This is a genomic window from Streptomyces sp. NBC_01478 (genome assembly GCF_036227225.1).
Lineage (GTDB): Bacteria > Actinomycetota > Actinomycetes > Streptomycetales > Streptomycetaceae > Streptomyces.
In genome coordinates this window covers 1,860,958-1,884,862 of sequence record NZ_CP109444.1, presented here as the reverse complement: position 1 = coordinate 1,884,862, position 23,905 = coordinate 1,860,958, and the positions used below count along the sequence as shown (strand labels likewise).

The 23,905-nt window shown below is 70.8% G+C and carries 16 protein-coding genes; 7 read left to right on the top strand and 9 right to left on the bottom strand.

From position 1 onward, the window contains the following. Positions 1-119: 119 nt before the first annotated feature. The 4 genes from OG223_RS08535 to OG223_RS08520 all read right to left on the bottom strand — a co-directional run bounded on the left by OG223_RS08535 (position 120) and on the right by OG223_RS08520 (position 8,441). A complete protein-coding gene (locus OG223_RS08535) occupies positions 120-1,109 on the bottom strand; it encodes an alpha/beta hydrolase (RefSeq protein WP_329244696.1) in 990 nt (329 codons plus the stop codon). A gap of 9 nt (positions 1,110-1,118) precedes the next feature. Beyond that, positions 1,119-5,066, bottom strand: coding sequence for a type I polyketide synthase (locus OG223_RS08530; RefSeq protein WP_329244693.1), 3,948 nt, complete (start codon positions 5,064-5,066; stop codon positions 1,119-1,121). Next, entirely contained in the window at positions 5,063-6,805 is a 1,743-nt protein-coding gene (locus OG223_RS08525) for a fatty acyl-AMP ligase (RefSeq protein ID WP_329244689.1), read from the bottom strand. Before OG223_RS08525 ends, OG223_RS08530 begins: the two co-directional genes overlap by 4 nt. Before the next feature lie 100 nt (positions 6,806-6,905). Beyond that, positions 6,906-8,441 (bottom strand): acyl-CoA carboxylase subunit beta, encoded by a 1,536-nt coding sequence (locus OG223_RS08520; RefSeq protein ID WP_329244686.1) that lies wholly within the window; start codon positions 8,439-8,441, stop codon positions 6,906-6,908. Positions 8,442-8,688: 247 nt separating this feature from the next. On the opposite strand from OG223_RS08520, the gene OG223_RS08515 reads away from it, so the two are divergent. Further along, the gene (locus OG223_RS08515; RefSeq protein ID WP_329244683.1) at positions 8,689-10,329 is read left to right on the top strand and encodes a glycosyl hydrolase family 28 protein; all 1,641 of its coding nucleotides are present in this window, start codon (positions 8,689-8,691) and stop codon (positions 10,327-10,329) included. Between the two features lie 2 nt (positions 10,330-10,331). Here OG223_RS08515 and OG223_RS08510 read toward each other — a convergent pair whose 3' ends face one another. Next, positions 10,332-10,775, bottom strand: a complete 444-nt coding sequence (locus OG223_RS08510) for a hypothetical protein (protein WP_329244680.1) — start codon at positions 10,773-10,775, stop codon at positions 10,332-10,334. Between the two features lie 88 nt (positions 10,776-10,863). Beyond that, a complete protein-coding gene (locus OG223_RS08505; RefSeq protein WP_329244677.1) occupies positions 10,864-12,258 on the bottom strand; it encodes a glycoside hydrolase family 125 protein in 1,395 nt (464 codons plus the stop codon). 321 nt (positions 12,259-12,579) lie between these two features. On the opposite strand from OG223_RS08505, the gene OG223_RS08500 reads away from it, so the two are divergent. The 4 genes from OG223_RS08500 to OG223_RS08485 all read left to right on the top strand — a co-directional run bounded on the left by OG223_RS08500 (position 12,580) and on the right by OG223_RS08485 (position 16,825). Further along, positions 12,580-13,449 carry a carbohydrate ABC transporter permease gene (locus OG223_RS08500; RefSeq protein WP_329244674.1) on the top strand — a complete coding sequence of 290 codons (870 nt, stop codon included), beginning with the start codon at positions 12,580-12,582 and terminating at the stop codon, positions 13,447-13,449. Beyond that, complete coding sequence (locus OG223_RS08495) at positions 13,433-14,344, top strand: carbohydrate ABC transporter permease (protein WP_329244671.1); 912 nt, start codon at positions 13,433-13,435, stop codon at positions 14,342-14,344. The genes OG223_RS08500 and OG223_RS08495 overlap by 17 nt, the downstream gene beginning before the upstream one ends. A 60-nt stretch (positions 14,345-14,404) precedes the next feature. After that, on the top strand, positions 14,405-15,700 hold the full coding sequence (locus tag OG223_RS08490; protein ID WP_329244668.1) for an ABC transporter substrate-binding protein: 1,296 nt from the start codon (positions 14,405-14,407) through the stop codon (positions 15,698-15,700). 93 nt (positions 15,701-15,793) lie between these two features. Beyond that, on the top strand, positions 15,794-16,825 hold the full coding sequence (locus tag OG223_RS08485; RefSeq protein WP_329244665.1) for a LacI family DNA-binding transcriptional regulator: 1,032 nt from the start codon (positions 15,794-15,796) through the stop codon (positions 16,823-16,825). 2 nt (positions 16,826-16,827) lie between these two features. Here OG223_RS08485 and OG223_RS08480 read toward each other — a convergent pair whose 3' ends face one another. Then, positions 16,828-17,994, bottom strand: coding sequence for a glycoside hydrolase family 76 protein (locus OG223_RS08480; protein WP_329244662.1), 1,167 nt, complete (start codon positions 17,992-17,994; stop codon positions 16,828-16,830). A gap of 214 nt (positions 17,995-18,208) precedes the next feature. Between OG223_RS08480 and OG223_RS08475 the strand changes: the two genes are divergently transcribed. Both OG223_RS08475 and OG223_RS08470 read left to right on the top strand, forming a co-directional pair. Continuing rightward, a complete protein-coding gene (locus OG223_RS08475; RefSeq protein WP_329244660.1) occupies positions 18,209-19,822 on the top strand; it encodes a glycoside hydrolase family 27 protein in 1,614 nt (537 codons plus the stop codon). Positions 19,823-19,854: 32 nt separating this feature from the next. Beyond that, positions 19,855-21,315 carry a glycoside hydrolase family 76 protein gene (locus OG223_RS08470; RefSeq protein WP_329244658.1) on the top strand — a complete coding sequence of 487 codons (1,461 nt, stop codon included), beginning with the start codon at positions 19,855-19,857 and terminating at the stop codon, positions 21,313-21,315. A 22-nt stretch (positions 21,316-21,337) separates the two neighbouring features. Here the strand turns inward: OG223_RS08470 and OG223_RS08465 are convergent, their stop codons facing one another. Continuing rightward, positions 21,338-22,237, bottom strand: coding sequence for an amidohydrolase (locus OG223_RS08465; protein WP_329244655.1), 900 nt, complete (start codon positions 22,235-22,237; stop codon positions 21,338-21,340). Beyond that, positions 22,234-23,886: an HAL/PAL/TAL family ammonia-lyase gene (locus OG223_RS08460; protein ID WP_329244653.1), complete on the bottom strand. Its 1,653-nt coding sequence runs from the start codon at positions 23,884-23,886 to the stop codon at positions 22,234-22,236. The genes OG223_RS08465 and OG223_RS08460 overlap by 4 nt, the downstream gene beginning before the upstream one ends. Positions 23,887-23,905 lie beyond the last annotated feature (19 nt).

Below are 23,905 nucleotides of genomic sequence, written 5' to 3'. Positions count from 1 at the left end.
GGACACTCCTTTCCCCCGGAGGCGGCTCGCCCACGGACCGTTGCCCGTGGGACGAGGGGGACGTCCCGTGTTGGACGGACGTCCCCTGCGCTCCGTTCCGTGCCCCGGCTGCACCGACATCACTCCGGCAGCCCCAGCGCACCGGCGAGCATCGGCCACGAGGCCGTGAACTCCCCTTTCCAGTAAGCCCAACTGTGTCCACCACCCGAGTAGAAGTGCGTGGTGACCGGAATGCCGAGCAGCGCGAGAACGCCGGTGAAACTGTGCGCGGAGGGCCACAGCAGACTCTCCAGCGCCTCCGGCAGCCAGTCGCCCGAACCTCCCACCACACCACTGCCGTTGGACACGTACAAGGGCGTCCCGCGCAGCCCGCCGGCCTGGGCGCGCGGATTGAAGCCGCGCCAAGTCGGCGCGTCCAGCAGGGGATTGCCCCACAGGGAGAGCGGCGACAAGCTCTCGCGGGCCACGATCGCGTCCACCAGCGAGGGCACCCCGGGCGCCGTGGTGTCGAGGATGCCGCTGTAGGACGCGGCGGCGGTGAACGCGCCCGGATGGCGGGCCGCGTGCGCCATCGCGCCGTAACCCCCGGTGGACACCCCGGCGACGGCCCGCACCCCGGACGCCCGGTAGTCGCGGGCCAACAGCGCCGGAATCTCCTGGAGTTGGAAGGTCTCGTAGTCCGGGCCGCCGCGCCAGGCACTCGGAATGCCGGTGGGACCCGCGTCCGGCATCGCCACGATCAGGTCGCGGCCCTCGGTGAACGCCTCGATGTCCGTCTCCCGCGTCCAGGACGTGTAGTCGTCGTGCGCCCCGTGCAGCAGATACAGCACGGGATACGTCCGAGCGGGTTGCGCGGCGAAGTCCGACGGCAGGATGAGCCGCACCGGTGCGCTGCGCCCCAGCGCGGGGGAGGCCACGGACACGTCGAAGGTGCGCGCCGAGACCTGGGTCGCGGCCCGCGCCCGGCCCACGGAGACCGTGGCGCCGAACAGCGCGGCCAGTCCCGTGGCCGCCGTGGCCCGGGCGACGGTACGGCGGGACGGGCCGGTGGGAGAAGGGTGCGGCCGGTCGGCGTTCGGGGACGTTCCGGCAGGGCGGTGGCAGGGCATGGCGGCTCCTCAGTCCGATTCGGCGGGTCCGCCCGGCGAGGCGAGCACCCGCCGCAGATGGGCGGCGATCTCGTCGACGTACGGCGGGTCGAGCAGCGACAGGTGATGCCCCGCCACCGGTACGACCGTCAGCCGCGGGCACACCTCGTCCCAGCCGAGCGCGTCGTCGTCCCGTTCGTACGCCGGGTCGCGCACGGTGTGCGGAGCCGGTTCGGTGGCCCGGTACAGGACCACCCGGCCCTCGTACCGTCCCGGCCGGTGCGCCTCACCGATCCGCAGGTCCAGGTACGAGGCGCGCTGATGCTCCAACGCGGCCGGCGGCACCGTCACGGCCTCGCGCAGGGTGCGCAGCACGAGGTCGATGCGCTCGTGGTCGTCGTCCATCGCCACGAGCTCGTCGTAGGGCAGGGCGAGTCGGACCCCGTAGGTGTCGGCGATGTGCCGGGCGAAACCCGTGAGATGGGTGCGCACGCGGTCCGGCCGGGGGAGGGGGCGTACCGCATCGATGAGCACGACGAGTCCGACATCCCGCCCGGACGCGGTGAGTTGACGTGCCGTCTCCTGCGCGACGAACCCGCCGAAGGACCAACCGCCCAACAGATACGGCCCGTCGGGACGGACGGCGATGATCTCCTCGGCGTAGCGGCGGGCCTTCTCGGACACGGTACGGGCGTCCTCGATTCGGTCCAGTCCGTGCACCGGCCGGTCGGCGCCCAGGAGTTGGCCGAGTGCGCGGTAGACGTCGGTGGTTCCGCCGGCGGCGTGGAAGAGGAAGAGCGGGGGGTGCGTCGAGTCGGTCAACTGGCTCACGCGGTCGGCCAGTTCGGCGACCGTGGTGGCGTCGAAGAGGTCGCGCAGGTGCAGCTCGACGCCGAAGTCGCGTTCCAGTGCGGTACGGATGCGGACGGCCATGAGGGAGTCCAGGCCGAGGTCGGTCAGTGCCGTGGCGGGGGTGATCCGGGCCGCCGGATGGCCGGTGACGGTGGCGATGTGGTGGCTGACGCGAGCGGCCGGCGAGTCCTCCGGGAACGGTGCTGGGGACGGCTCTGCCCAGCGGTGAGCGGCGTGCGCCGCGACAGGGGTTCGGCCGTCGGTCCACCAGTACCGGACGTGCCGCCAGCGCGGTGCCGGGAGGTCGATGACGCGGCCGGACGGCAGCGGCAGGTCCAGTCCCGCCGCGTACAAGGCGCCCAACTGCGCGAGGAACGCGGCGGATCCGGCCGCGTCGCGGCGCAGCGAGCCGACGGTGAGAGCGCCGGGCACGTTGTCGGCGGCGGCCCGGGCGAGGACCGGATGCGGCGAGATCTCGACGAAGGCGCTGTGGCCGTCGGCCGCCGCGGCGGCGAGAGCCCGGTCCAGGCGCACCGGCCGACGCAGGTTCGCGGCCCAGTGCTCGGCGTCGAACTCGCAGGCGCCGCGCGGCTCGTCGAGGACGGTCGAGTAGACGGGGATGCGCGGGGACCGGCCCCGGACGTCCGCGAGGGCCTCGGCCAGTTCCGGCAACAGCGGATCCACCTGCGGTGAGTGCCCGGCACCGACGACCCGCATCACCCGGGCGGCTCGCCCTCGCTCCTCCAGCCCGCGCACCAGCCGGGCCACGGCCATCTCGTCCCCGGTGACGACCTTCTGCCGGGGCGAGGAGTGCACGGCGACGTGAACCCCCGGGAAGTCCCGCTCCAGGGTGGGCAGTTCGCCGTCCGCGAGGTCGACCACGGCCATCGCGCCGCCCTGCAACCGCCCGAGCAGCCGAGCCCGTACGGCGACGATCCGGGCCGCGTCCGCCACGTCCAGCGCGCCCGCGCAGACGGCGGCGGCCACCTCGCCCAGGGAGTGGCCGATCACGGCGACCGGTTCGACGCCGTACGACCGCCACAGCTCGGCGAGCGCCAACTGGACGCCGAACAGGACAGGTTGGGCGGCATCCAGCGAGTCGAGATCCCCGGCGGAGGCCAGGTGCTCCTGGAGCGAGAAGCCGAACACGTCGGCCACCTGTGCGTCGAGCTTCTCCACGGCGGCGGCGAACACCGGTTCCTCCAGGAGCAGTTGGCGCCCCATGCCGGTCCACTGGCTGCCGTACCCGGAGAACACCCATACCGGACCGCGCCCTACGAGATCGCGGTCGCCGGTCAGCACCCGAGCGTCCTGGCCGCCCTGCCCCAACGCGTCCAGCACCTCGGCCAGTTCGCCCCCGCCACCCGCGACGGCCGCCGCACGTACCGGCCCACGCCCCGCCCGTCCCGCGAGCGTGCGCGCCACGTCGGCGGGGCGGGCGGCGCTCCCTTCGGGGGTGCGGAGCCACGCGGCGAGACGGGACGCGGTGTCGCGGACCCGCTCGGTGTCGACGTCGGAGAGGAGGTGCAGGCGGGCGGCGGGCTCTTCCACCCGGAGGACGTCGGGCGTGTCGACCGGGAGGAACGCGGGCCGCCATTCCTCCAGTACGGCATGGGCGTTGGTGCCGCCGAACCCGAAGCCCGAGACGCCCGCGGTGGCCGTACCGCCGTAGCGGGGCCAGGGTTCGGGCTCGGTGACCAGGCGCAGCCGTCCGTCGTCGAGGGTGCCGCCGTGCAGCGAGGGCGGGACGAGGTCGTGGTGGAGGGCGAGGACCGTCTTCACCAGGCCGGTGATGCCCGCGGCGGACTCCAAATGGCCGAGATTCCCCTTCACCGAGCCGAGCAGCAACGGCTGTTCGGGGTCACGGCCCGCGCCCAGCACCGCGCCGAGAGCGCCCGCCTCGATCGGGTCGCCGAGCGGGGTGCCGGTCCCGTGCGCCTCGACGTGGTCGACGTGGGCCGGGGTGAGTCCGGCCCGTGTGTACGCGCTCGTCAACAGGGCTTGCTGAGCGGCGGGGTTGGGGGCCAGCAGCCCGTTCGAGCGGCCGTCCGAGTTGACCACGGTGGCCCGGATGACCGCGAGGACACGGTCGCCGTCCCGTTCCGCGTCGGACAGCCGCTTCAACAGCACCGCCGCGCAGCCCTCACCGCGACCGATGCCGTCCGCCGCCGCGGAGAAGGGCTTGCAGCGGCCGTCCGGGGCGAGGGCGCCCGCCCGTTGGAAGGCGACGCCGACGACGGGGGACAGCAGGACGTTGACCCCGGCGGCGATCGCCGCGTCGGTCTCGCCGCTGCGGAGGCTGGCACAGGCCTGGTGCACGGCGACCAGCGAGGACGAACAGGCCGTGTCCACCGCCATGTTGGGCCCGTGCGTGTCCAGCACGTACGCCAGCCGGCCCGCCGTCACACTGAGCGCCGCGCCCGCCGGGGCCCACGGATCGACGGCTGCGGCATCGGCGCCGGTGAGCTGTCCGTACTCCGGGGCCGAGACACCGACGTAGATGCCGGTGGCCGTGCCCGCCAGAGCGGTGGCGGGCACGGCGGCGTGGTCGAGGGTCTCGCGGACGACCTCCAGGAGGATGCGTTGTTGCGGGTCCATCACCGCGGCCTCGCGCGGGGTGACGCGGAAGAAGTCGGCGTCGAACCCGGCGATGTCGTCCAAGTACCCGCCGTGCACAGGCACTTCGGGGGGCGGGAACGCCGAGAAGTCGCCCCATCTGTCCTCGGGAACGCGGCCGATCGCGTCGACGCCGTCGATGAGCAGCCGCCAGTAGTCGGCCGGACCGCGCACCCCGCCCGGCAGTCGGCAACCGACGCCGATGACCGCGACGGGTTCGCCGGGTGTCACCGGGGCCGGGGTCTCCCGAGCGACACGTGTCATCGTCGTACCGCACACCCGCTCCACCAGCGCGTCCACGGTCGGCGCCTCCCACAGCAGGGTCGCCGGCAGCTCACGTCCCGTCAGCGAGGACAACTCGCCCGCCAGCACGACCGCGTCGCGTGAGGACATGCCGAGGTCGGCGAGCGGTCGGTCCGTCGGGACGTCGTCGACCGGCGTGCCGTTCCACTCGGCGACCCGTTGCGCGATGCGGCGGCGCAGCAGCGTTCTCGCGTCGGCGGCCGTCATACCGCGGTCTCCGCCGCGTAGGCGCCCTCCAGGTAGCGGGTGCGGGTCAGGGCGCGCGACACCTTGCCGCTGGAGGTGCGGGGCACGGTGCCCGGCGCCACGAGGACGACGTCGGCGAGCCGCAGCCCGTGCCGGGCGGAGACGGCCGCGCGCACGGCCTGCGTCAGGGCCGGTACGTCGATGTCGGCGAGGCTGGTCGTGCGCGCGTGCTCGACGACGACCACCACCCGCTCACCCATGCCGCCCGGCACCCCGAACGCGGCGAGCCGGTCGCGTCGTACGGCGTGATGCGCGTCCTGGGCGGTGGCCTCCACGTCCTGCGGATAGTGGTTGCGGCCGTCGACGACGATGAGGTCCTTGAGCCGGCCGGTGACGATCAACTGCCCCTCCAGGACGGTCCCGAGGTCGCCGGTGCGCAGCCAACTCCCCGGCGCGTCCGCGCCGAGCGTGGCGCCGAAGACGCTCCCGGTCTGCGCGGAGTTGTTCCAGTAGCCGCGGCCCACGTTCGGACCCTGCACCCAGATCTCCCCGACCTCGCCCTCGGTCAGCACGGCACGGGCGACCGGATCGACGATGCGCACGCGCTGCCCCACCGGCGTTCCGCACCCCGCCAGCAGTACGGCGCGGGGGTCGTCGGGCCGCGCGGGCAGGGCCTTCCCGGCGGTGAGGGCGTCACGGTCGAGGGCGAACCGGCCGAGCGGGCGGCCGGGCCGGGCGGCGCTGACGAAGACGGTGGCCTCGGCGAGCCCGTACGACGGACAGTGCACGTCCGCCGCGAGCCCCTGCGCGGCGAACGCGGCGTGGAAACGGTCGGCGGTGCCGGGCCGGACGGGTTCGCTGCCGTTGAGCAACGCGGCGACCCCGTCCAGCCGCAGCCCCTCCTTCTGCGCCCCGGTGACGGCGGAGGCGCAGTAGTCGTAGGCGAAGTTGGGCGCGGCGCTCAGCGCCTGCGGATGCGCGGCCAACAGCCTCAGCCAGCGCGCCGGTTCGTGGAGGAACGCGGTCGGATCCATGAGCACCGACAGCAGCCCGCGCACGACCGGGGCCGCGACGCTCAGCACCAGCCCCATGTCGTGGTAGAGCGGCAGCCAGCCCACGCAGGTCACCTGATGCGTGTCGGCACCGTAGGCGGCGAGCGCCTGGCGGGCGTTGGCGACGACGTTGGCGTGGGTGATCTCCACGCCGGCCGGGGCGCGGGTGGAGCCGGAGGTGTACTGGAGGTAGGCGGTCGCGGCCGGATCCGGCGCGGGCGCCTGCCAGTCGAGGGCGGCGAAGTCCGGGACCCGGTCCGCCGCGAGGACCGGTACATGGGCGCGCTCGCAGAAGTCGGTCACCTCCGCGAGGACCCGCTCGGTGGTCACCACGACGGAGGGGCGCGCGTCGCCCAACACCCCGACGAGCCGGTCGCCCTGCCCCGGCAGCCCGGGCGGATACAGCGGCACGGCCACCGTCCCGGCCGTCAGGGCCGCGAGGAATCCGGTGATGTAGTCCGTCCCCTGCGGGCACAACAGGGCGACCCGCGCGCCGGGTTCGGCGTGCTCGGCGATCCGGGCGGCCAGTGCCCGCACGCGCAGATCCAGCCGCTGCCAGGTCAAAGTGCGGTGCACACCGCGGGAGTCGGGGGCGGGATGGTCGACGAACGTGAACGCCCGGCGGTCCGGGGTGAGTTCGGCCCAGTGCCGCACGTACTCGGGCAGAGTCCGGTACGCGGGCGCGAGCGGGGGACGGCGGGTGTCCATCGGGCGTGGCTCCTCACATCGCGGAACAGTGCGGTACTTCGCGGTTCATCGCGGCGTCGGCCGACGAGGGCGAACAGGGCGAGAGGGCCGAACAGGGCGGTCAGAGCGGGATGTTGCCGTGCCGCCGCTCCGGCATCGGGGCACGCTTGCCGCGCAGCGCGCGCAGGGCACGGCCGACGTGCGCGCGGGTGTCGCGCGGGGCGATCACGTCGTCGACGTACCCGCGCTCGGCGGCGAGGTACGGCGTCCCGTGCGTGGACTCGTACGTGGCGACCAGGTCGGCCCGCAGCGTCTCGGGTTCGGCCGCGGCGGCGAGTTCGCGCCGGTGCAGCAGGCCCACGGCACCCTCCGCGCCCATGACGGCGATACGGGCCGTGGGCCAGGCGAGGTTGAGGTCGGCGCCGAGGTGCTTGGAGCCCATCACCGCGTACCCGCCGCCGTACGCCTTGCGCACCACCACGGTGACCTTCGGGACGGTCGCCTCGGCGTACGCGTAGAGGAGTTTGGCACCGCGCCGGATGATCCCGCCCCGCTCCTGGCGCACGCCGGAGAGATAGCCGGGGACGTCGGCGAAGGTCAGCAGCGGGATGCCGAACGCGTCGCAGAACCGCACGAACCGCGCGGCCTTCTCGGAGGCGTCGATGTCGAGGACACCGGCCGAGTGCAGCGGCTGATTGGCGACGACCCCGACACTCGCCCCCTCCACGCGGGCCAGCGCACAGATGATGTTCGGCGCGAACAGCTCCTGCACATGCAGGAGTTCACCGTCGTCGACGACCGCGTGCAGGATGTCCCGCATGTCGTAGACCTGCCCGAGCCGGTCGGGCACGACCGTGTCCAGCGGGGCGCCGTCGGCGACGGAACCGGGCGCGAACTCCGGTGGCCGCTCCAGGTTGTTGGCGGGCAGGTACGACAGCAGCTCGCGTACGGTGTCGAGCGCGTCCTCCTCGTCGGCCGCCAGGAAGTGGGCGTTGCCGTTGACGGAGTTGCTGGTGCGGGCGCCGCCCAGCTCCTCGGCGGTGGTGCGTTCACCGGTGACCGCCTCGATGACGTCGGGGCCGGTGACGAACATGTGCGACGCGCCGTCCACCATCACGGTGAAGTCGGTGATGGCGGGGGAGTAGGCGGCGCCGCCCGCGCACGGGCCCAGGACGACGGAGATCTGCGGGATCACCCCGGACGCCTTCACATTGCGGCGCACCAACTCGGCGTAGAGAGCGAGGGAGTTGACGCCCTCCTGGATGCGGGCGCCGCCGGAGTCGTTGAGGCCGACGACCGGGCAGCCGGTCTTCAGGGCGAGCTCCATGAGGGCCACGGTCTTCTCGCCGAAGGCCTCGCCCATGCTGCCGCCGAAGACCGTGGAGTCCTGCGCGAAGACACAGACCGGCCGCCCGTCCACCGTGCCGAATCCGGTCACCACCCCGTCGCCGTAAGGGCGTTGAGCCCCGTCCCCGACGGCCCGGGCCCGCACGAACCCGCCGGTCTCCGCGAACGAGCCCGCGTCCAGCAGCCGTTCGATCCGCTCCCGCGCACCGAGAGCGCCGAGTCTTCTCGGCGCGGCCGTGGCCAGCGCCCGCGTCCGACGGTGTGCCAGGTCGGCGATGCGCGCGGCGGTCCGGTCCGCCGTATCTGTCACTGACGTCAGGGATGTTGTCGCCTCTAGCGTCACAGCCACCTCCGAAGTGGTTCTCGAATATGGCAGCGATCCGGGAGCGCACCGAGGGATCGCCGTTCTGTTTGCGGGAGTTGAGTCCTGGGCGACGGAGGTTCGTCCTGAGGTGACAACGGATCGGCAAAGCGGCGGCCAGAAGCCTGGGGGTGGCGTGGTCCAGACCATTGTGTTGTCATGTTTATGGCAACGTTTCCAACGAGAGGACACCCGGATGAGCTCACCACGGACGCCGATCGCCGGAGCCGGGAGTCCCCTCCGGCGCTGTCTGGCCCTTGGGCTCACGGCACTTCTGCTCGGCATGGCGGCACTTCTGGGAACACCGCACCCCGCCCGGGCCGCGACGGGCACCGTGACGGCATACCCGGTCCCGTCCGTCTACCCGGCCTCCACCGACTACAAGTTGACCGTCAACGGAACGTCCGTACCCGTCACCAAGTACACGGGCTACGACATCGCTCAGCTCGCCCTCGGCACCGGCACCGCCACCCTCTCGGTCACCAAGCTCAACAACACGGCCATCGGCGCGTACAGCATCAGCCCGCAGAAGCTGGGGATCACGGGAACCGTCAGCGGCCCGACCCTCACCTTCACCGTCCAGAACGACGAGTACCTGATCGTCAAGCTCGACGGCCGCCCCAACCTGGTCATCGCCGCCGATCCGGCCGAGACCGACCACCCCGCGACCGGCGGCACCGGCGTGTTCAACGTACAGAGCGCGCCCTACTCGGCCCAGCCGAACACCGGTGCCTACACCACGACCGCCTTCCAGAACGCCCTCAACGACGCCGCCGCGTACGGCTCCGCGCACGGCACCCAGGGCATCGTGTACGTCCCGGCCGGCGCCTACACCCTCGGCAACCTCTACCTGCGCAGCAACCTCGCGTTCTACCTCGCCCCCGGCGCGGTCCTCCGCTACACAGGTGAGGCCAGCCACTATGTGGTGACCGGACACAAGACCTCGCAGGGCCGTGACCTCACCTGGTTCATCTCCACCCGGTACTCCTCGACGAACATCAAGATCTACGGCCGCGGCATCATCGACGGCAACGGCCAGGCCGCGCTCGCGCCCTCCAACCTCGGCGTGAACCTCCTCGCCCCGATCTACACGAGCGGCTTCACGGTCGACGGCATCACCTTCCGGGAGTCCAGCAGTTGGGCGGTCATCCCGGTGCGGTCCTCGGACCTGACCTTCCGGAACATCAAGCTGTTCAACAGGTTCGACATGGGCGAGAACGACGGCATCGACGTCATGGAGTCCACGAACGTCACCGTCGACCACGCGATCGGCATCGGTCTCGACGACCCGTTCAGCACCAAGACCTGGCCCGACGTCGCCGACATCTACAAGTCGGTCCCCGGCACCGCCCGCCCGCTGGACAACGTCACCTTCAACGACCTTGTCTCCTGGACCTATTGCTACGGCGTCAAGGTCGGCCAGGGCGTCTACGAGTCGCAGAACAAGGTCACCTTCCAGCACGTGGTCGTCTACGACGCGGCGGTCGGCATCGGCGTCCACCACAAGTACGGCACGGCGAGCGCGACGAACCTCAAGTTCGACGACATCGACATCGAACGGCTCAGCTTCAGCAACGACGGCAACCGCACCTGGCTCGCGATGATGACCGGCAGCACGGCGGGCATCGGCCCGGTCACCGGCGTCACGATCTCCAACGTCCGGGTCCGCAACGCCGGTACGACCGCCGCACGCGTCAACGGCCTTCCCGGCGCGCCGATTTCGGGCGTCGCTCTGAGCCACATCGTGATGCCCGGCAGCACGAGCGCCGCGACCACCCTGAGCCAGGTCAACCTCACCAACCTCTCGGACTACGGCAGCCTGACCATCGCCCCCTGAGGTCAGACAGCCAGAGGCGTCGCTCCCCAGGGTTCGGCCCAGTCGTAGACGAGAGTCTCGGCACCGACCCGCCAGCGACGAGGTGCGGTGGTGGCGAGCCAGTCGAGCTGCTCGACACCACCGGGTGTCCCGCCGTCCAGCGCGAGCCCGACGGCCGCCGCGAGATCGGCGTCCGTATGGTCCGTGCGGGCGGCGGGATCCACCGACACGAACAGGGCCGTACCCGAGCGTGCGACCAGGTCCAGGAACTGCCGGTTGAGGTTCCAGTCCGTCTGCGGTGCGCAGGGCACACAGTCCGCGTCCACGGTGAACAGCCTGTTGTGCTGGGCCAGTCGGAAGGCGAGCGTGTTCACACCCATCCGCCGGGTCCGCTCCCAACCCCGCCCGGACGTGTCGTCACCGCTCGTCTCGGCGCCCGGCGCGCAGTCGAGTCCAGAACAGCCCACGTGGCACAGGGAGTTCGCCTCCCGAAGCGTGTTCGTTCATACGGGCACTGTCGACTCCCAACCACCTGCCTCGGTCGATGACGCAGCGTCACGCCGGCCCGCCCCCCGTCCCCGACCCGCCGGGCAACGCCCGCGGATGCACCGGAAACAGTTGCCGCACCCCGTCCCCGCACACCTCCAGGGCGAGCTCGCAGAACATCGCATTTGCCCAGCCGAACCAGTCCCGCGTGAACCGGCCCGGCGCGTCGACATGGAAACTCTCGTGCATCAGGCCGGTACCGGCGGTCGTGGCGGCCAGGGTCTCCAGTGCTCGCGCGGCCTCGTCCGTGTCGCCCGTGAGGCCGGCGGTGGCGATCGCCAGCGGCCAGACGTGGCGGTCGGGTGTGTGCGTGCTGCCGATCCCGGAGGCGTAACTCCCGCTGAAATAGCAGGGGTTCGCCTCGGAGAGCGCGAAGTGGCGAGTAGCCCGGTACAGCGGGTCCTCCGGCGTGCACCAACCGCTCAGCGGGAGGCTCAGCAGGCTCGGGAGGTTGGCGTCGTCGCAGAGCAGCGCGGCGCCGAGGCCGTCGACCTCGTAGGCGAGGATCCCGGTGCCGTCCACCGGGACCACCGCATGTGCCAGGATCCCGGCGTCGATCTCGTCCGCCAACCGCCAGGCCTCATGGGCGAGTTCGGTGTCGTCCAACACCGCAGCCGCCAGCTCGGCCAGCCCGTGCAGGCTCGCCGACGCCAGCGCGTTGGCCGGCACCAGATAGCCGTAGGCACAAGGGTCGTCGCTCGGCCGGAAGCCCGACCAGGTCATGCCGGTCCAACCGACCTGCCCACCGCGGCCGTTGAGAGGGAGCGTGTCTCCGGCGAACGGGCCGGACGGGCGGACGAAGCGGTAGGGCGAGTCCGCGTGGGACTGCTCCGCCCGCCACAGCCGCACGATCAGCCGGGCGGCTCGATGGAACGCCTCGTCGAGATGGTCCTCGCGGCCGGTGGCCCGCCGGATCGCGTAGGCGAGCTGCAACGGCGCGCACAGGGAGTCGAGTTCGTACTTGCGCTCCCACACCCAGTCACCCGGCGCGGGACGGTCGGCCGGTTCGCCGTGCGCGCCGGTGGGGCCGTCGTTGAAGGCGTTGGCGTACGGGTCCAGCAGGACACAGCGGATCTGACGGCGTGAGACGGCGGCCAGGACGTCGCCGACCTCCGGGTCCGTGGCGACGGCGAGGTAGGGGCGGACCTGCGCCGTGCTGTCCCGCAGCCACATCGCCGGGATGTCGCCGGTCTTCACGAAGACCTCCGACGGTACGTCCGTCGAGCCGCCCGAGACGCCGGCCGGCAACCCGCTCGCCGGGCCTTCCGGTGAACGCCCCCAACTCATCGACGTGGCCCACGTGTTGGCCAGGCACCGCTCGACGATGTCCCCCGCCGGACCACCCCGCAACTCGCCCGCCAGCCGTCGGCCGAGCGTGCTCAGCGACTCCGGAACTGCCCACACTGTTCCGGATGTTGATCCGGGAAACGTTACCATCGCGCCTCTTGACTCCCTCATGTGGCGTGCGCCACGGTGTGATCGCCAGGGAATGGAAACGTTACCTTGAAGGAGTCGGCGACCACCAGACGGTCGGGTCGGCCCGGTCCGAGTGATCGTCAACTCCTCGGAGGAAGAAGGTGAGCGCGTGTGACAGCCGCTCCGCACCAAGAGACGCGAACCGCCGTACCGCCCGTGGACCGGCCGCCCGGCCGGGGGAGTCCGGGCCGTCTCGGAGGTCCCTGGCGACGACCACCGAAGAGGTCCTCGGACACCCTGGCCGCGTATGTGTTCCTGGCACCGGCGCTCATCGGCTTCACGGCGTTCGTCGTCTACCCGCTGTTCCGGTCCGCCTATTTCGCGCTGACGACCTACAACGGCCTGACGGACCCGAAGTTCGTCGGCCTCGACAACTTCCGCCGGATGTTCACCACCGACCCGTCCTTCTGGCCCTCGGTGCGCGCCACGCTGCTGCTCGTCGTCCTGTACGTGCCGCTGTCGCTGATCATCGGGCTGGCCCTGGCGGTGTTCTGCAACCAGCGGATGCGGGGCGTCGGCCTGCTGCGCACCCTGTGCTATCTGCCGGTCGTCCTGCCCGTGGTGGCCACCATCACGCTCTGGAAATTCGTCTTCAACCCCCAAGTCGGCCTGGCCAACCAGGTGTTGCACTGGCTCCATCTGCCCACCAGCGAGTGGCTGTCCGGGGACGACTCGGCGATGCCGTCGATCGTGATCGTCATGCTGTGGAGCGTCGGCTCCACGATGATCATCTTCCTCGCCGCACTCCAGGCGGTCCCCACCGAGCTGTACGAGGCGGCCAGGCTCGACGGCGCCGGCTCCCGCACGGTGTTCTTCCGGATCACCCTCCCGCTGATCAGCCCGATCATGATCCTGCAGGTGGTCCTCCAGATGGTGACGGCCCTCCAGGCGTTCAACCAGCCGAAGATCCTCTCGCCGGACAACCAGGGCGGCCCCGGGTTCAGCACCAGGACCCTGATGCTGTCGATCTACGACAACGGCTTCCCCCGGCTCGGGCAGGTCTCCCAGTTCGGCTACGCCTCCGCCCAGGTGTGGGTGCTCTTCCTCGTCATCGTCGTCGTGATCGCCGCCACCGCCCGCTTCTCGTCGATTTGGACCTACAGTGACCACGTCTCCTGACGTCACGAGGGCGCCGACGACGGCGCCGAAGACACCCCTCCCGGCCAAGCCGCGCGGCCGGGCCGTACGCAAGGCGTCCTGGTACGCGACCGCGCTGCTGATCAGCTCGGTGATGATCCTGCCCATCCTCTGGATGCTCACCGTCGCGCTGAAAGGTCCCTCGGCGGTCTTCGAGGTCCCGCCGAAACTGCTGCCCCACGAGTTCCACTTCAAGAACTTCATCGACGGCCCGAAGGTCATCCACTTCCCGCGCCTGCTGCTCAACTCCCTTGTCATCACCGGTCTTTCGGTGATCGGCGGGGTGATGACCTCCATGATGGCCGGCTACGCCCTGGCCCGGCTGCGCTTCCCCGGCCGGAAGGTGTGGTTCTACGTCTTCGTCGGCAGCATGCTGCTGCCGCCGGTGGTCGGCATCATCCCGCTGTTCCAGCTCTTCAAGGACATCGGCTGGTACGACACCTGGCTCCCGCTGATCGTCCCGGCCTTCCTCGGCGGCAACCCGCTCTTCATCTTCCTGGCCCGCCAGTACTTCCTGTCGATCCCGCACTCCATCGACGAGGCGGCCAAGGTCGACGGCGCGGGACACGTCCGGATCTTCGTGAGCGTGATGCTGCCGATCACGAAGCCCGCCTGGATAACGATGTCAATCCTGGCCTTCCAGATGTCCTGGAACGACTACCTCAACCCATTGATCTACCTGTACTCGTCCCAGAAGTGGCCGCTGAGCGTGGGCATGGCCTCCTTCGTCACCCAGTTCGCCGGCCAGACCCCGGACTGGAACCTCTACATGGCCACCAACCTGCTCTACATGCTCCCGCCGCTGATCGTGTTCTTCGTCGCCCAGCGCTACTTCATCCAAGGTCTGAGCGCCCTGGGCACCGTCAACCAGCGCTGATCCACACCCCGTTCCGACCCACCTACGAGCCGTATGCCAGCCAGGTATCAGGAGGCCACGATGAAACGATGGATCCGTTGCGCCGCAGTGTTGCTGTCGGCGGGGGGACTGCTCGCGACGGCGGCCTGCGGCGGCTCGTCCGGGAAGCAGTCGGACGGCAAGGTCACGGTCACCCTCATGACCTGGGAGTCCGCCGCCACCAACAAGGCCATCGACCAGGCCCTGACCGGCTTCCACGACCCGAACATCACGGTCAGGCGCGTCGACACCCCCAACGGCAACTACAGCGACAAGCTCGCCGCCCTGACCCAGGCCAAGAAGCTCCCCGACCTGTTCTGGTGCGGCAACGACACCGAGCAGCAGTACACCAGCCAGGGCCTCCTCACCGACTGGGCCTCCAGGCTCTCCGACTCCAGTGACTTCGGCGCGAGCAGTTTCGTCTCGTCCACGATGAAGAACTGGAAGACCGCCGACGGCAAGATAGGCGGCGTCCCCTCCCTGCTGAACACCTACGGCATCTGGTACGACATCGACGCCTTCAAGGCCGCCGGCATCACCGTGCCCGCCGCCGGCTGGACCTGGGACCAGATGTTCGACGCCGCCGCGAAACTGCACGCCAAGGGCGCCAAGTACGGCCTGGTCGCCGACGCGTTGACCTCCACGGACGGCCCCTTCTCGCTCAGCACGTACGCCCTGTCCGCGGGCGGGAAGCCCTTCGCGGACAACGTGCACCAGCCCACCAAGACGACCATCGACTCGACGTACACCGAGGGCGTCGGCAAGGTCGTGGCCGGCATCAAGAGCGGGGCCATCGCACCTCCCGGCTACGACATCAGCAACCAGCAGGGGCTGTTCGCCGCCGGACAGATCCCGATGCTGTGGAGCGGCCAGTGGCTGGCCGCCGGCTTCCTCACCGACAAGCCGAAGATCAAGTACGGCTTCGCGCCGCTGCCCCAGGTGACCAAGCCCGCCACCCTGTACGACGCCGTGGGCATCTGCACCCCGTCGTACACCCAGAACGCCGACGCCACCTTCAAGGTCCTCAAGTACCTCGACTCCACGGTGTGGACCAAGGTGCTGCCCGACTCCCCGGTCGCCGCCCCGGCCTATCTCTCGTCCCAGAGCGCCTACTTCGGCGCTCTCGACAAGGCCGGCCAGACGACCGTCGCGGCCACCGTCAAGGCGGGACTGAACACGCCGACCACCATCGGCGTGCGCTTCACCACCCAGTGGGCCAGCCAGTCAAATGACTTGATCACCGCCTACTGGCCGGACATCCTCAACGGCAAGAAGCCGCTGTCCGACCTCCAGACGATGACCGACAAGATCAACGATGTGATCAAGAACAACAGTTAGCGTCCCGGGCCGAGCGGCGGGCCGGGACCCGATACGTATCCTGAGGGCGGTCCCGGCCCCCGGTACGCGATGGAAGGTTGGTCTTCAACTCACGTGAGCAGTCGTCCCCCGCACCGCCAGAACACCAGGCCCACGATGCGCGACGTCGCGGAGCGGGCCGGAGTCGCCGTCGTCACCGTCTCCCGCGTCGTGAACGGCATCGGCACGGTCCGCGAGGAGACGGCCGAGCGCGTGAACGCGGCGATCACCGCCATCGGCTACCAGCGCAACGAGATCGCGCGCTCCCTGCGCCCCGGCCAGAACTCCATGACCATCGGACTGCTGCTCGGCGACCTCACCAACCCGTTCTACGCCTCCCTCGCCAAGGCCGCCGTCGAGGTCGCCAACGAGGCGGGCTACGCCGTCCTGTTGAGCACCGCCGACGAGGACCCCGAGGTCGAGCGCCGGGCCGTCGGCGAGCTGATCGGCCGCCGGGTCGCCGGGCTCATCATCGTCCCCGACCAGGGCGACCACGCCTTCCTCAACGAGATCAACGGCCACGACCACGTGCCCATCGTCTTCGTCGACCGCCCGGCCACCGGCGCCGAGGCCGATGTCGTCCTGGTCGACAACGAGGACGGCGGGCACAAGGCCACCCAGCACCTCATCGACCAGGGCCACCGCCGTATCGCGATCCTCGTCGCGCCCTCGTACTACAGCACCGGCCGCCGACTGCGCGGCTACCGCAAGGCGTTGCGCCGCGGCGGCATCGAGCCCGACAACAGCCTGGTCGTCACCCTGCGCCGCGGCACCTCCGAGGAGGCCGAGGCCGCCACTCGCACCCTGCTCACCTCCGCGCACCCGCCCACCGCGGTCTTCTCCACCACGGGCTTCCTCACCGAGGGCGTCCTACGGGCCTGCCGTGAGCTCCAAGTCACCGTGGCCGTAGTGGGTTTCGACGACTTCAAGCTCGCCGACATGCTCGCCACCCCGGTCACCGTCGTCACCTCCGACACCGAGGAGCTCGGCCGCCGGGCCGCCCACATCCTGCTGGACCGCATCGACGGCGACGACTCCCCCTCCCACCGCACCGTCCTCCCGGTCGAGTTGATCGCGCGCGGCACGGGGGAGATCGGGCACCCGTAACGTCAGTACAGCGTCCGCCACTTGGCGCGGGGCCAGGCGAGCACGGCGTAGATCTGCGCGAGGGCCGCCTGCTGGATCGCCTGGGTGCCGCCGGCCGTATCGAAGTGCACGAGGCCGGTGGCGGGATCGCGCATCGTGTCCCACACCTGGTCGGCGTACGCGGCCATCGCCCGGTGGTAGGTGTCCTTCCCGGTCACCGACTCCAGGAGCAGCAAGTTCTTGAAGAAGATCGAGTTGAAGAACACGGGCTGCGTGAACAGCCGCCCCTGCATGACGTAGTAGGCGTACGCGGCGGCGGCGACCCGCTCCGCCCGGCGCAGATGGGCGCGGTCGCGGGTGACCTCGTACAGCAGCACGGCGACGCCGACGGGCACGCCCTGGTTGTAGGACCAGAAGGTCCTCTCGATGCTGCCTTGCAGGTCAAGGTGGTCCCAGTACAGGCCATTTGGGCTCTGGAGATGCGTGTCGGTCCAGTCGTGGAAGCGCCTCGCCCAGTCCAGGTAGTCCGCCTCGCCGGTGATCTGGTGCAGGCGCAGGGCGAGTTGGGCGCCCGGCATGTTCGAGACGGTGTTGCGGTCGTGGCTCCAGTCGGCCTGCGTCCAGAAGACCCCGCCGGGCGCGGCATGACCGCTGTCGGTGTCCCAGCCGGACCTGACCAGGTCGAAGATCTCCTTCGCGCGGGCCAGCGCGGCGGCGTCTCCCGTCTGTAGATGCCGTTGGACCTTCGCCAGTCCGACCCATTCGTTGTCGTCGTAGAACATGTCACCGCCCGAGCCGTACGGCGCGACGGGGTAGGAGGCGTAGCCGGGCAGCTTCGTCGTCCCGCCGCCGGCGTTCCAGTAGTGCTCCTGCGCCGCCGCCCGCCGGGTCAGCTCCGGCTCGAACCGCCCGTCCACAGCGGTGAGATCGAGCGCGGCGATGTGCACCTGCGAGAAGGGCCATTCGTACGAGTACGCGTTGTCGCCGCCCGCTGCCGGGAGCTGCTCGCGGACCAGCCCGGAGCCGTCGGCCGTGTCGAAGTGTCTTCCCAGCGCGGAGTAGAGGGACGTGGCGCGGGACAACGCCCGGGCGGCGCCGGGGAGTTCGGCCGCGAGCGCGGGTGTGGCCGCCGCCGTCAGCGCGGCCAGACCGGAACCGATCATCACTCGCCGGGAGGGACGCGGGGACATGAGGGCCTCCAAGGGCGCGGGTGGGCGCGGATGATGGAAACGTTGTCATCGACTCATGAGGCCGTCAACGCATCTGACGACACGGGTAGTTCACTCCCGGGACATTTTGGTCCGGACCATTGACGGTGCGGCCGCGCTGATGGAACCTTCACGATGGTTACGTTTCCAACGGTGAGTTCGTCCGGCCCCACACGGCGAAACAGGAGACCTCGACATGACCGTGCCGTCCCCCCTCAGGAGACGTCTGAGCGTCACCCTCACGATGGTGCTGCTGCTGGCCCTCGTCCCGGCCCTGCTGGTGCTGCGCGCCGCGCCGCCCGCGCAGGCCTTGGACAACGGCCTCGCCAGGACGCCCCCCATGGGCTGGAACGACTGGAACGCCTTCGGCTGCAACGTGACCGAGCAACTCGTCGAGCAGACCGCCGACTACCTCGTCTCCTCCGGGCTGAAGGACGCCGGGTACCAGTACGTCAACATCGACGACTGCTGGATGACCTCGGCCCGCAACGCGGCGGGCCAACTCGTCCCCGATCCGGTCAAGTTCCCGAACGGCATCAGCGGCACCGCCGCCTACGTCCACGGCAAGGGCCTCAAGCTCGGCATCTACGAGAGCGCCGGCACCGCCACCTGCGCCGGCTATCCCGGCAGCCTCGGCCATGAGCAGACCGACGCCAACAGCTTCGCCGCCTGGGGCGTGGACTACCTCAAGTACGACAACTGCAACCACCAGAACGTGCCCGACCAGCAGCGCTACACCGCGATGCGCGACGCCCTCGCGGCAACCGGCCGCCCGATCGTCTACAGCCTCTGCAACTGGGGCCTCGCCGACGTCTGGACCTGGGGCGCGGGCGTCGGCAACAGTTGGCGCACGACCGACGACATCAACGTCAACTTCTCGACCGTGGTGTCCCTTTACAAGGCCAACGTCAAGCTCGCCGCGTACGCCAAGCCGGGCGCCTGGAACGACCCCGACATGCTGGAGGTCGGCAACGGCATGTCGTTCACCGAGGACCGCTCCCACTTCAGCCTCTGGTCGGAGATGGCCGCACCGCTGATCGCCGGCACCGACCTGCGCAAGGCCACCGCCGCGACGCTCTCCCTCTACGGCAACAAGGACGTCATCGCCGTGGACCAGGACTCCCTGGGCAAGCAGGGCACCGAGATCTCCAACTCCGGTGGCCTGCACGTCCTTTCCAAGCCCCTCGCCAACGGCGACGTCTCGGTGGTCCTCTTCAACGAGAACTCCTCCGCCGCCACCATCACCACCTCCGCGACGGCGGCCGGCCTGCCCTCGGCGTCCTCGTACAGGCTCAACAACCTCTGGTCGCACGTGATCAGCAGCACCACCGGCACCATCTCCGCGAGCGTCCCCGGCCACGGCTCGGTCATGTACCGGGTCTCCGCCGGCAGCGGTACCAGCGTCGGCACCACCCACCCGCTGATCGGCGCCTCCTCCAACCGCTGCCTCGACGCCTACAACGGCGAGACCACCCCCGGCACCAAGATCGAGATCTGGGACTGCGGCGGCGGCACCAACCAGGCCGTGACCATCACCGCCGCCGGTGAACTCCGGCTCTACGGCGGCACTCAGTGTCTAGACGCGTACAACAACCAGACCAGTAACGGCACCAAGGTGCAGCTCTACACCTGCAACGGCGGCGCCAACCAGAAGTGGAGCCTCAACCCCAACGGCACGATCACCGGCACCCAGTCGGGCCTCTGCCTCGACGTCACCGGCGGCGACCAGGCGGCCGGAAACGTCAACGGCGTCGCCCTGGAGCTGTGGTCCTGCAACGGCGGCGCCAACCAGCAATGGCGCCTGGGCTGACCTCCCGCACCCCCCACCTCGATGGAGCCGGCATGACCTCAACAGCAAGACGCATCAGGCGGATCGGGACCGGCCTGATCGCCGCCCTGGCCCTGCTCGTGCCGGTCTCCACCGGTGTCGCGAGCGCCGCCGCCGAGGCGACGGTCTGCAACAAGTACTGCGACGCCCGCGACCCGGCCCTGTCCCCGGGTGACCGCCAGCCGGTGTCGGCCACCATCTACTCCCGCGCCATCGCCCTGCACTTCGACGACACCGACGCGATGGGCTGGGCCTCGATCACCAACGGCAGCCCCGGCGACGAGGTCTGGCTCGACCGCTCCTTCGACGGCGGCCGCACCTGGAGCTCGGGCAGCAAGCTCGGCGACACCACCGTCCCCGCGGGGCAAGGGGGTTGGCGCACCCTGATGTACAACGTCGACGACTGGAACGCCCTCGGCGTCGGCGCCCTGCGCGCCTGCGGCAAGGCGGGGGACCGGGCCGAGATCGCCTGCACACCGTGGGCCCGGACGACGTGGAACGCGGGCAGCCGCCCCACTGCCGCCGCCACCGCGCTGATGCAGTCCTACAACCTGGGCACCGGACTGTTCGACACCACCGGCTGGTGGAACTCGGCCAACGCCCTGACCGCACTCATCGACAACATCCGCGTCACCGGCATGGGCAGCTACAAGTACGCCATCGCCAACACCTACGACCGCAACCTCTCCGCCCAGGGCGGCAACTTCACCAACGACTACATCGACGACACCGGCTGGTGGGGACTGGCCTGGGTCGACGCGTACGACCTCACCGGCGACTCCCGCTACCTCAACACCGCCCGCGCGGACGCCGATTACATGGCCAGGTACTGGGACTCCACCTGCGGCGGCGGAGTGTGGTGGAGCACGGCGAAGACCTACAAGAACGCCATCGCCAACTCCCTCTACCTGGAGCTGAACGCGGCCCTGCACAACCGCATCGCCGGCGACACGACCTACCTGGGCCGCGCCAACGCCGAGTGGTCGTGGTTCAAGGGCACCGGCATGATCAACGGCTCCCATCTCGTCAACGACGGCATCAACCTCGCGACCTGCGGCAACAACGGCGACACGACGTGGTCGTACAACCAAGGCGTCCTGCTCGGCGGTCTGTCGGAGCTGTACCGGGCGACCGGGGACTCCGCTCTCCTCACCACCGGTCGGCAGATCGGTGACGCCTCGACCACGTCGACGGCCCTCAACTCCGGTGGGATCCTGCGGGAGCCGTGCGAGACGAGCGGCTGCGGCGGTGACGGGCCGTCCTTCAAGGGCGCGTACATCCGGGGCCTCGGCGCCTTCAACTCCCGTCTGTCCGACCGCCCTTACACCACCTACATCAAACGCCAGGCCGACACCGCGTACGCGAACGACCGCAACTCCCTTGACGCGTACGGGCTGCACTGGGCCGGGCCGGTGGACTCCACCGACGCGGCCCGGCAACAGAGCGCGCTCGACCTGATGAACGCGGCGAATTGACAGGGCGTCACATCGATCTCCGTCACCCCTGGCCGGTCAGCAGTCTCCGCGGGTTGGCGATGCGGAAGGCGTACGCCGCCGCGCCGCCCAGGCCGTATCCCGGATGGTACGGAGGCTCCGCGTACGGGCGGTCCGAGCCCTGGACCACGGCGTTCACGCCGAGGGCGCGCACGGTCGCCTCGACGGCGGTCGGGCCGTAGGACGAGGTCTCGACGAACACGCCCGGGTCGCCCTTCTGCCGCTGTCCGCCCCGGGCCGCCAGCCGTTCGCCGTGCAGCGGGGCGAGTCCGGCCAGCAGGGCGAAGCACACCCGCAGGCGTGGATGGCGCGGGCGGCCGAAGGCGCGGAAGGCGTACCAGGCGGCGTGCATCTGCTGGACGTAGGGCACCATCGCGGGCCACCAGGCGGGGTCCGCCGAGGAGCCCACCGCGGGCCCCGGGTGGACGAAGAGCGGGAGGTCGCGCTCTTCGAGCAGGTCGAGGAGCGGGGCGCAGCGGGCATAACCGGCCGCGTCGACAAGGGAGTTGGCGGGGAGTTGAAGGCCGGCGAAGCCCCGGTCGAGGTCCTTGGCGGTCGCGTCCGCGTCGATGTCCCGCACACAGGCCGCGGCCCAGGCCCCGAACGGCTCGGGCAGCGCCGCCACGCCGTCGTGGTAGGCGTCGAGCAGGGGCCGTGCCTCCGCCTCGGGCAGCCACTCCACGCCGATCGGGGCGGACAGCGAGACCAGGACCCGGCCGAGACCGTCGGCGGTCGCGAGGTCAGCGCGCCGCGCGAGGTCGTGGTCGGCGGGCGGTATCTCGAAGGGCGGCTCACCGTCCAGGAACAACGTCCAGCCGTCCAGGTACGGCGGCTCGCGGCGCGCGCGCAGCGCCGTCACCAGCGAGGGGGTCCACAGATGCTGGTGTACGTCGACGTTGGTCATGTCGCTTCTTTCGCCCAGGAGTTCAGTGTGCCGCGGACGTCTTCGGACCCCAGGATGTCGCGGCTCACCGTCTCCACGTCCACCCCGTGCGGGCGGTCGTCGGTCAGGGTGGGCACGACCTTCCGGATGGCGCGGTGCAGGTACCCGGGCCCCCGCCCCAGCGCGGCCGGCGCCGCCAGATCCACCGCCTGCGAGGCCACCACCGCCTCCACGGCGAGCAGTTGGCGCAGCCGGCCGAGCATCGTCGTCAACCGCCGTGCGCCGAGCGCCGCGTTGGTCGAGTCGTCCTCCACGGCGTCCGCGCCCTGCCGGGGATCGGTGCACACCGGCACGGACAGCATCCGCACCTCTGCGACCAGCGCCTGCGCCGTCTTGACCAGCGGCGCGAAACCGGAGCGTTCCGGACCGTACGGCGAGAGGTTCGCGGGGAGCCCGGTGACGGCCGGGTCGAGCAACCTGCGCATGCGCTCGGCGGAGACGGCGGCGGTCTGGGTCAGGGCCAGCGCGAGGGTGTCGTAGGCGAGGGCCAGGGCGGGGGTGTGGAAGTTGCCGGACGAGAGGATCTCGGCGTTGGCGCGCGGCGCCGGTGCGTGCGGCTCGCCGCCGGTGTCGGTCAGCGAATCCGGGGTGTCTCCGGCACCAGGCGGCGTTCCCGGGTTGTCACCGGCGCCGCTCAATCCCTCCACGACACCCCCGGCACCGCCCAGCACCACCGGATTGTCCCCGCACCCGTTCAACTCCGGCATCAGCGCCGCGTCCGCGAACGCCAGCGCCGCGTACCCCGCGCCATGCATCTGCGCGGCGCACCGCAGGCTGACCGGGTCCTGGACCCGGCGGGCGTTGCGGGGGTCGGTCAACTCACCCCCGGTCAGCAGGGACAGCAGTTCGGCCGCCGCGCGGGACTGGCCGGGAGCCGGGCGCAGGGCCAGTACCCGGGCGTCGAGCGGGCTGGTGTTGGCCCGGAAGCCCTCGTAGGTCAGGGCCGTGACCGCCTGGGCCAGGGTGAGGAGCGCGGCCGTCTCGTGCAGGGCGAGGGCGCCGATGCCGGCCGCCAACGGGCTTGCGCTGCACAGCACATGGCCGTCCTTCGGGCCGAGCTGAGCCGGGGCGAGACCTGCGCGGCGCAGGGCCGTGGCGCCGTCGAGCACCTCACCGTCGTACTCGGCGCCGCCCTCGCCGATGACGACCAGACCGACGTGCGCCATCTGGCACAGGTCGGACGCGCCGATCGACCCCACCTCGGGGATCACCGGATGCACCCGCGCGTTGAGCATCTCCACGAGCAGCCGTACGATCTCCGGCCGCACGCCGCTGCCGCCGCCCACGAGGCCGTTGACCCGGGAGACGAGAGCGGCCCGTACGACCGGGACCGGCAGGGGATCGCCGACCGCGTTCGCCCGGCCCCGGACCGTGCGGACGCTGAACGCGTCCAGTTCCGCACGGGGCAGGGCGTAGGAGGAGCGGGCGCCCAGTCCCGTCGTCAGGCCGTATGTCGGCACCTGCCGGTCGACCACGTCGTCCACGACGGCCCGTTCACGCACCAGACGCGGCAACACCCCGTCCGCGAGCGCGACATGGGCGCCATGGTGGGCGACGGCGACGACATCGCCGTAGGACAACGTCCGTCCGTCGACGACGACCTCGGTCACCAAAGGTTTCTCCCCTTGT

What these genes read in the sequence shown, in the direction of transcription:
- OG223_RS08465 (WP_329244655.1), bottom strand. Translation starts at nt 22,237, where the DNA reads ATGACCAACGTCGACGTACACCAGCATCTGTGGACCCCCTCGCTGGTG.
- OG223_RS08530 (WP_329244693.1), bottom strand. Translation starts at nt 5,066, where the DNA reads ATGACGGCCGCCGACGCGAGAACGCTGCTGCGCCGCCGCATCGCGCAA.
- OG223_RS08515 (WP_329244683.1), top strand. Translation starts at nt 8,689, where the DNA reads ATGAGCTCACCACGGACGCCGATCGCCGGAGCCGGGAGTCCCCTCCGG.
- OG223_RS08525 (WP_329244689.1), bottom strand. Translation starts at nt 6,805, where the DNA reads ATGGACACCCGCCGTCCCCCGCTCGCGCCCGCGTACCGGACTCTGCCC.
- OG223_RS08535 (WP_329244696.1), bottom strand. Translation starts at nt 1,109, where the DNA reads ATGCCCTGCCACCGCCCTGCCGGAACGTCCCCGAACGCCGACCGGCCG.
- OG223_RS08475 (WP_329244660.1), top strand. Translation starts at nt 18,209, where the DNA reads ATGACCGTGCCGTCCCCCCTCAGGAGACGTCTGAGCGTCACCCTCACG.
- OG223_RS08480 (WP_329244662.1), bottom strand. Translation starts at nt 17,994, where the DNA reads ATGTCCCCGCGTCCCTCCCGGCGAGTGATGATCGGTTCCGGTCTGGCC.
- OG223_RS08490 (WP_329244668.1), top strand. Translation starts at nt 14,405, where the DNA reads ATGAAACGATGGATCCGTTGCGCCGCAGTGTTGCTGTCGGCGGGGGGA.
- OG223_RS08470 (WP_329244658.1), top strand. Translation starts at nt 19,855, where the DNA reads ATGACCTCAACAGCAAGACGCATCAGGCGGATCGGGACCGGCCTGATC.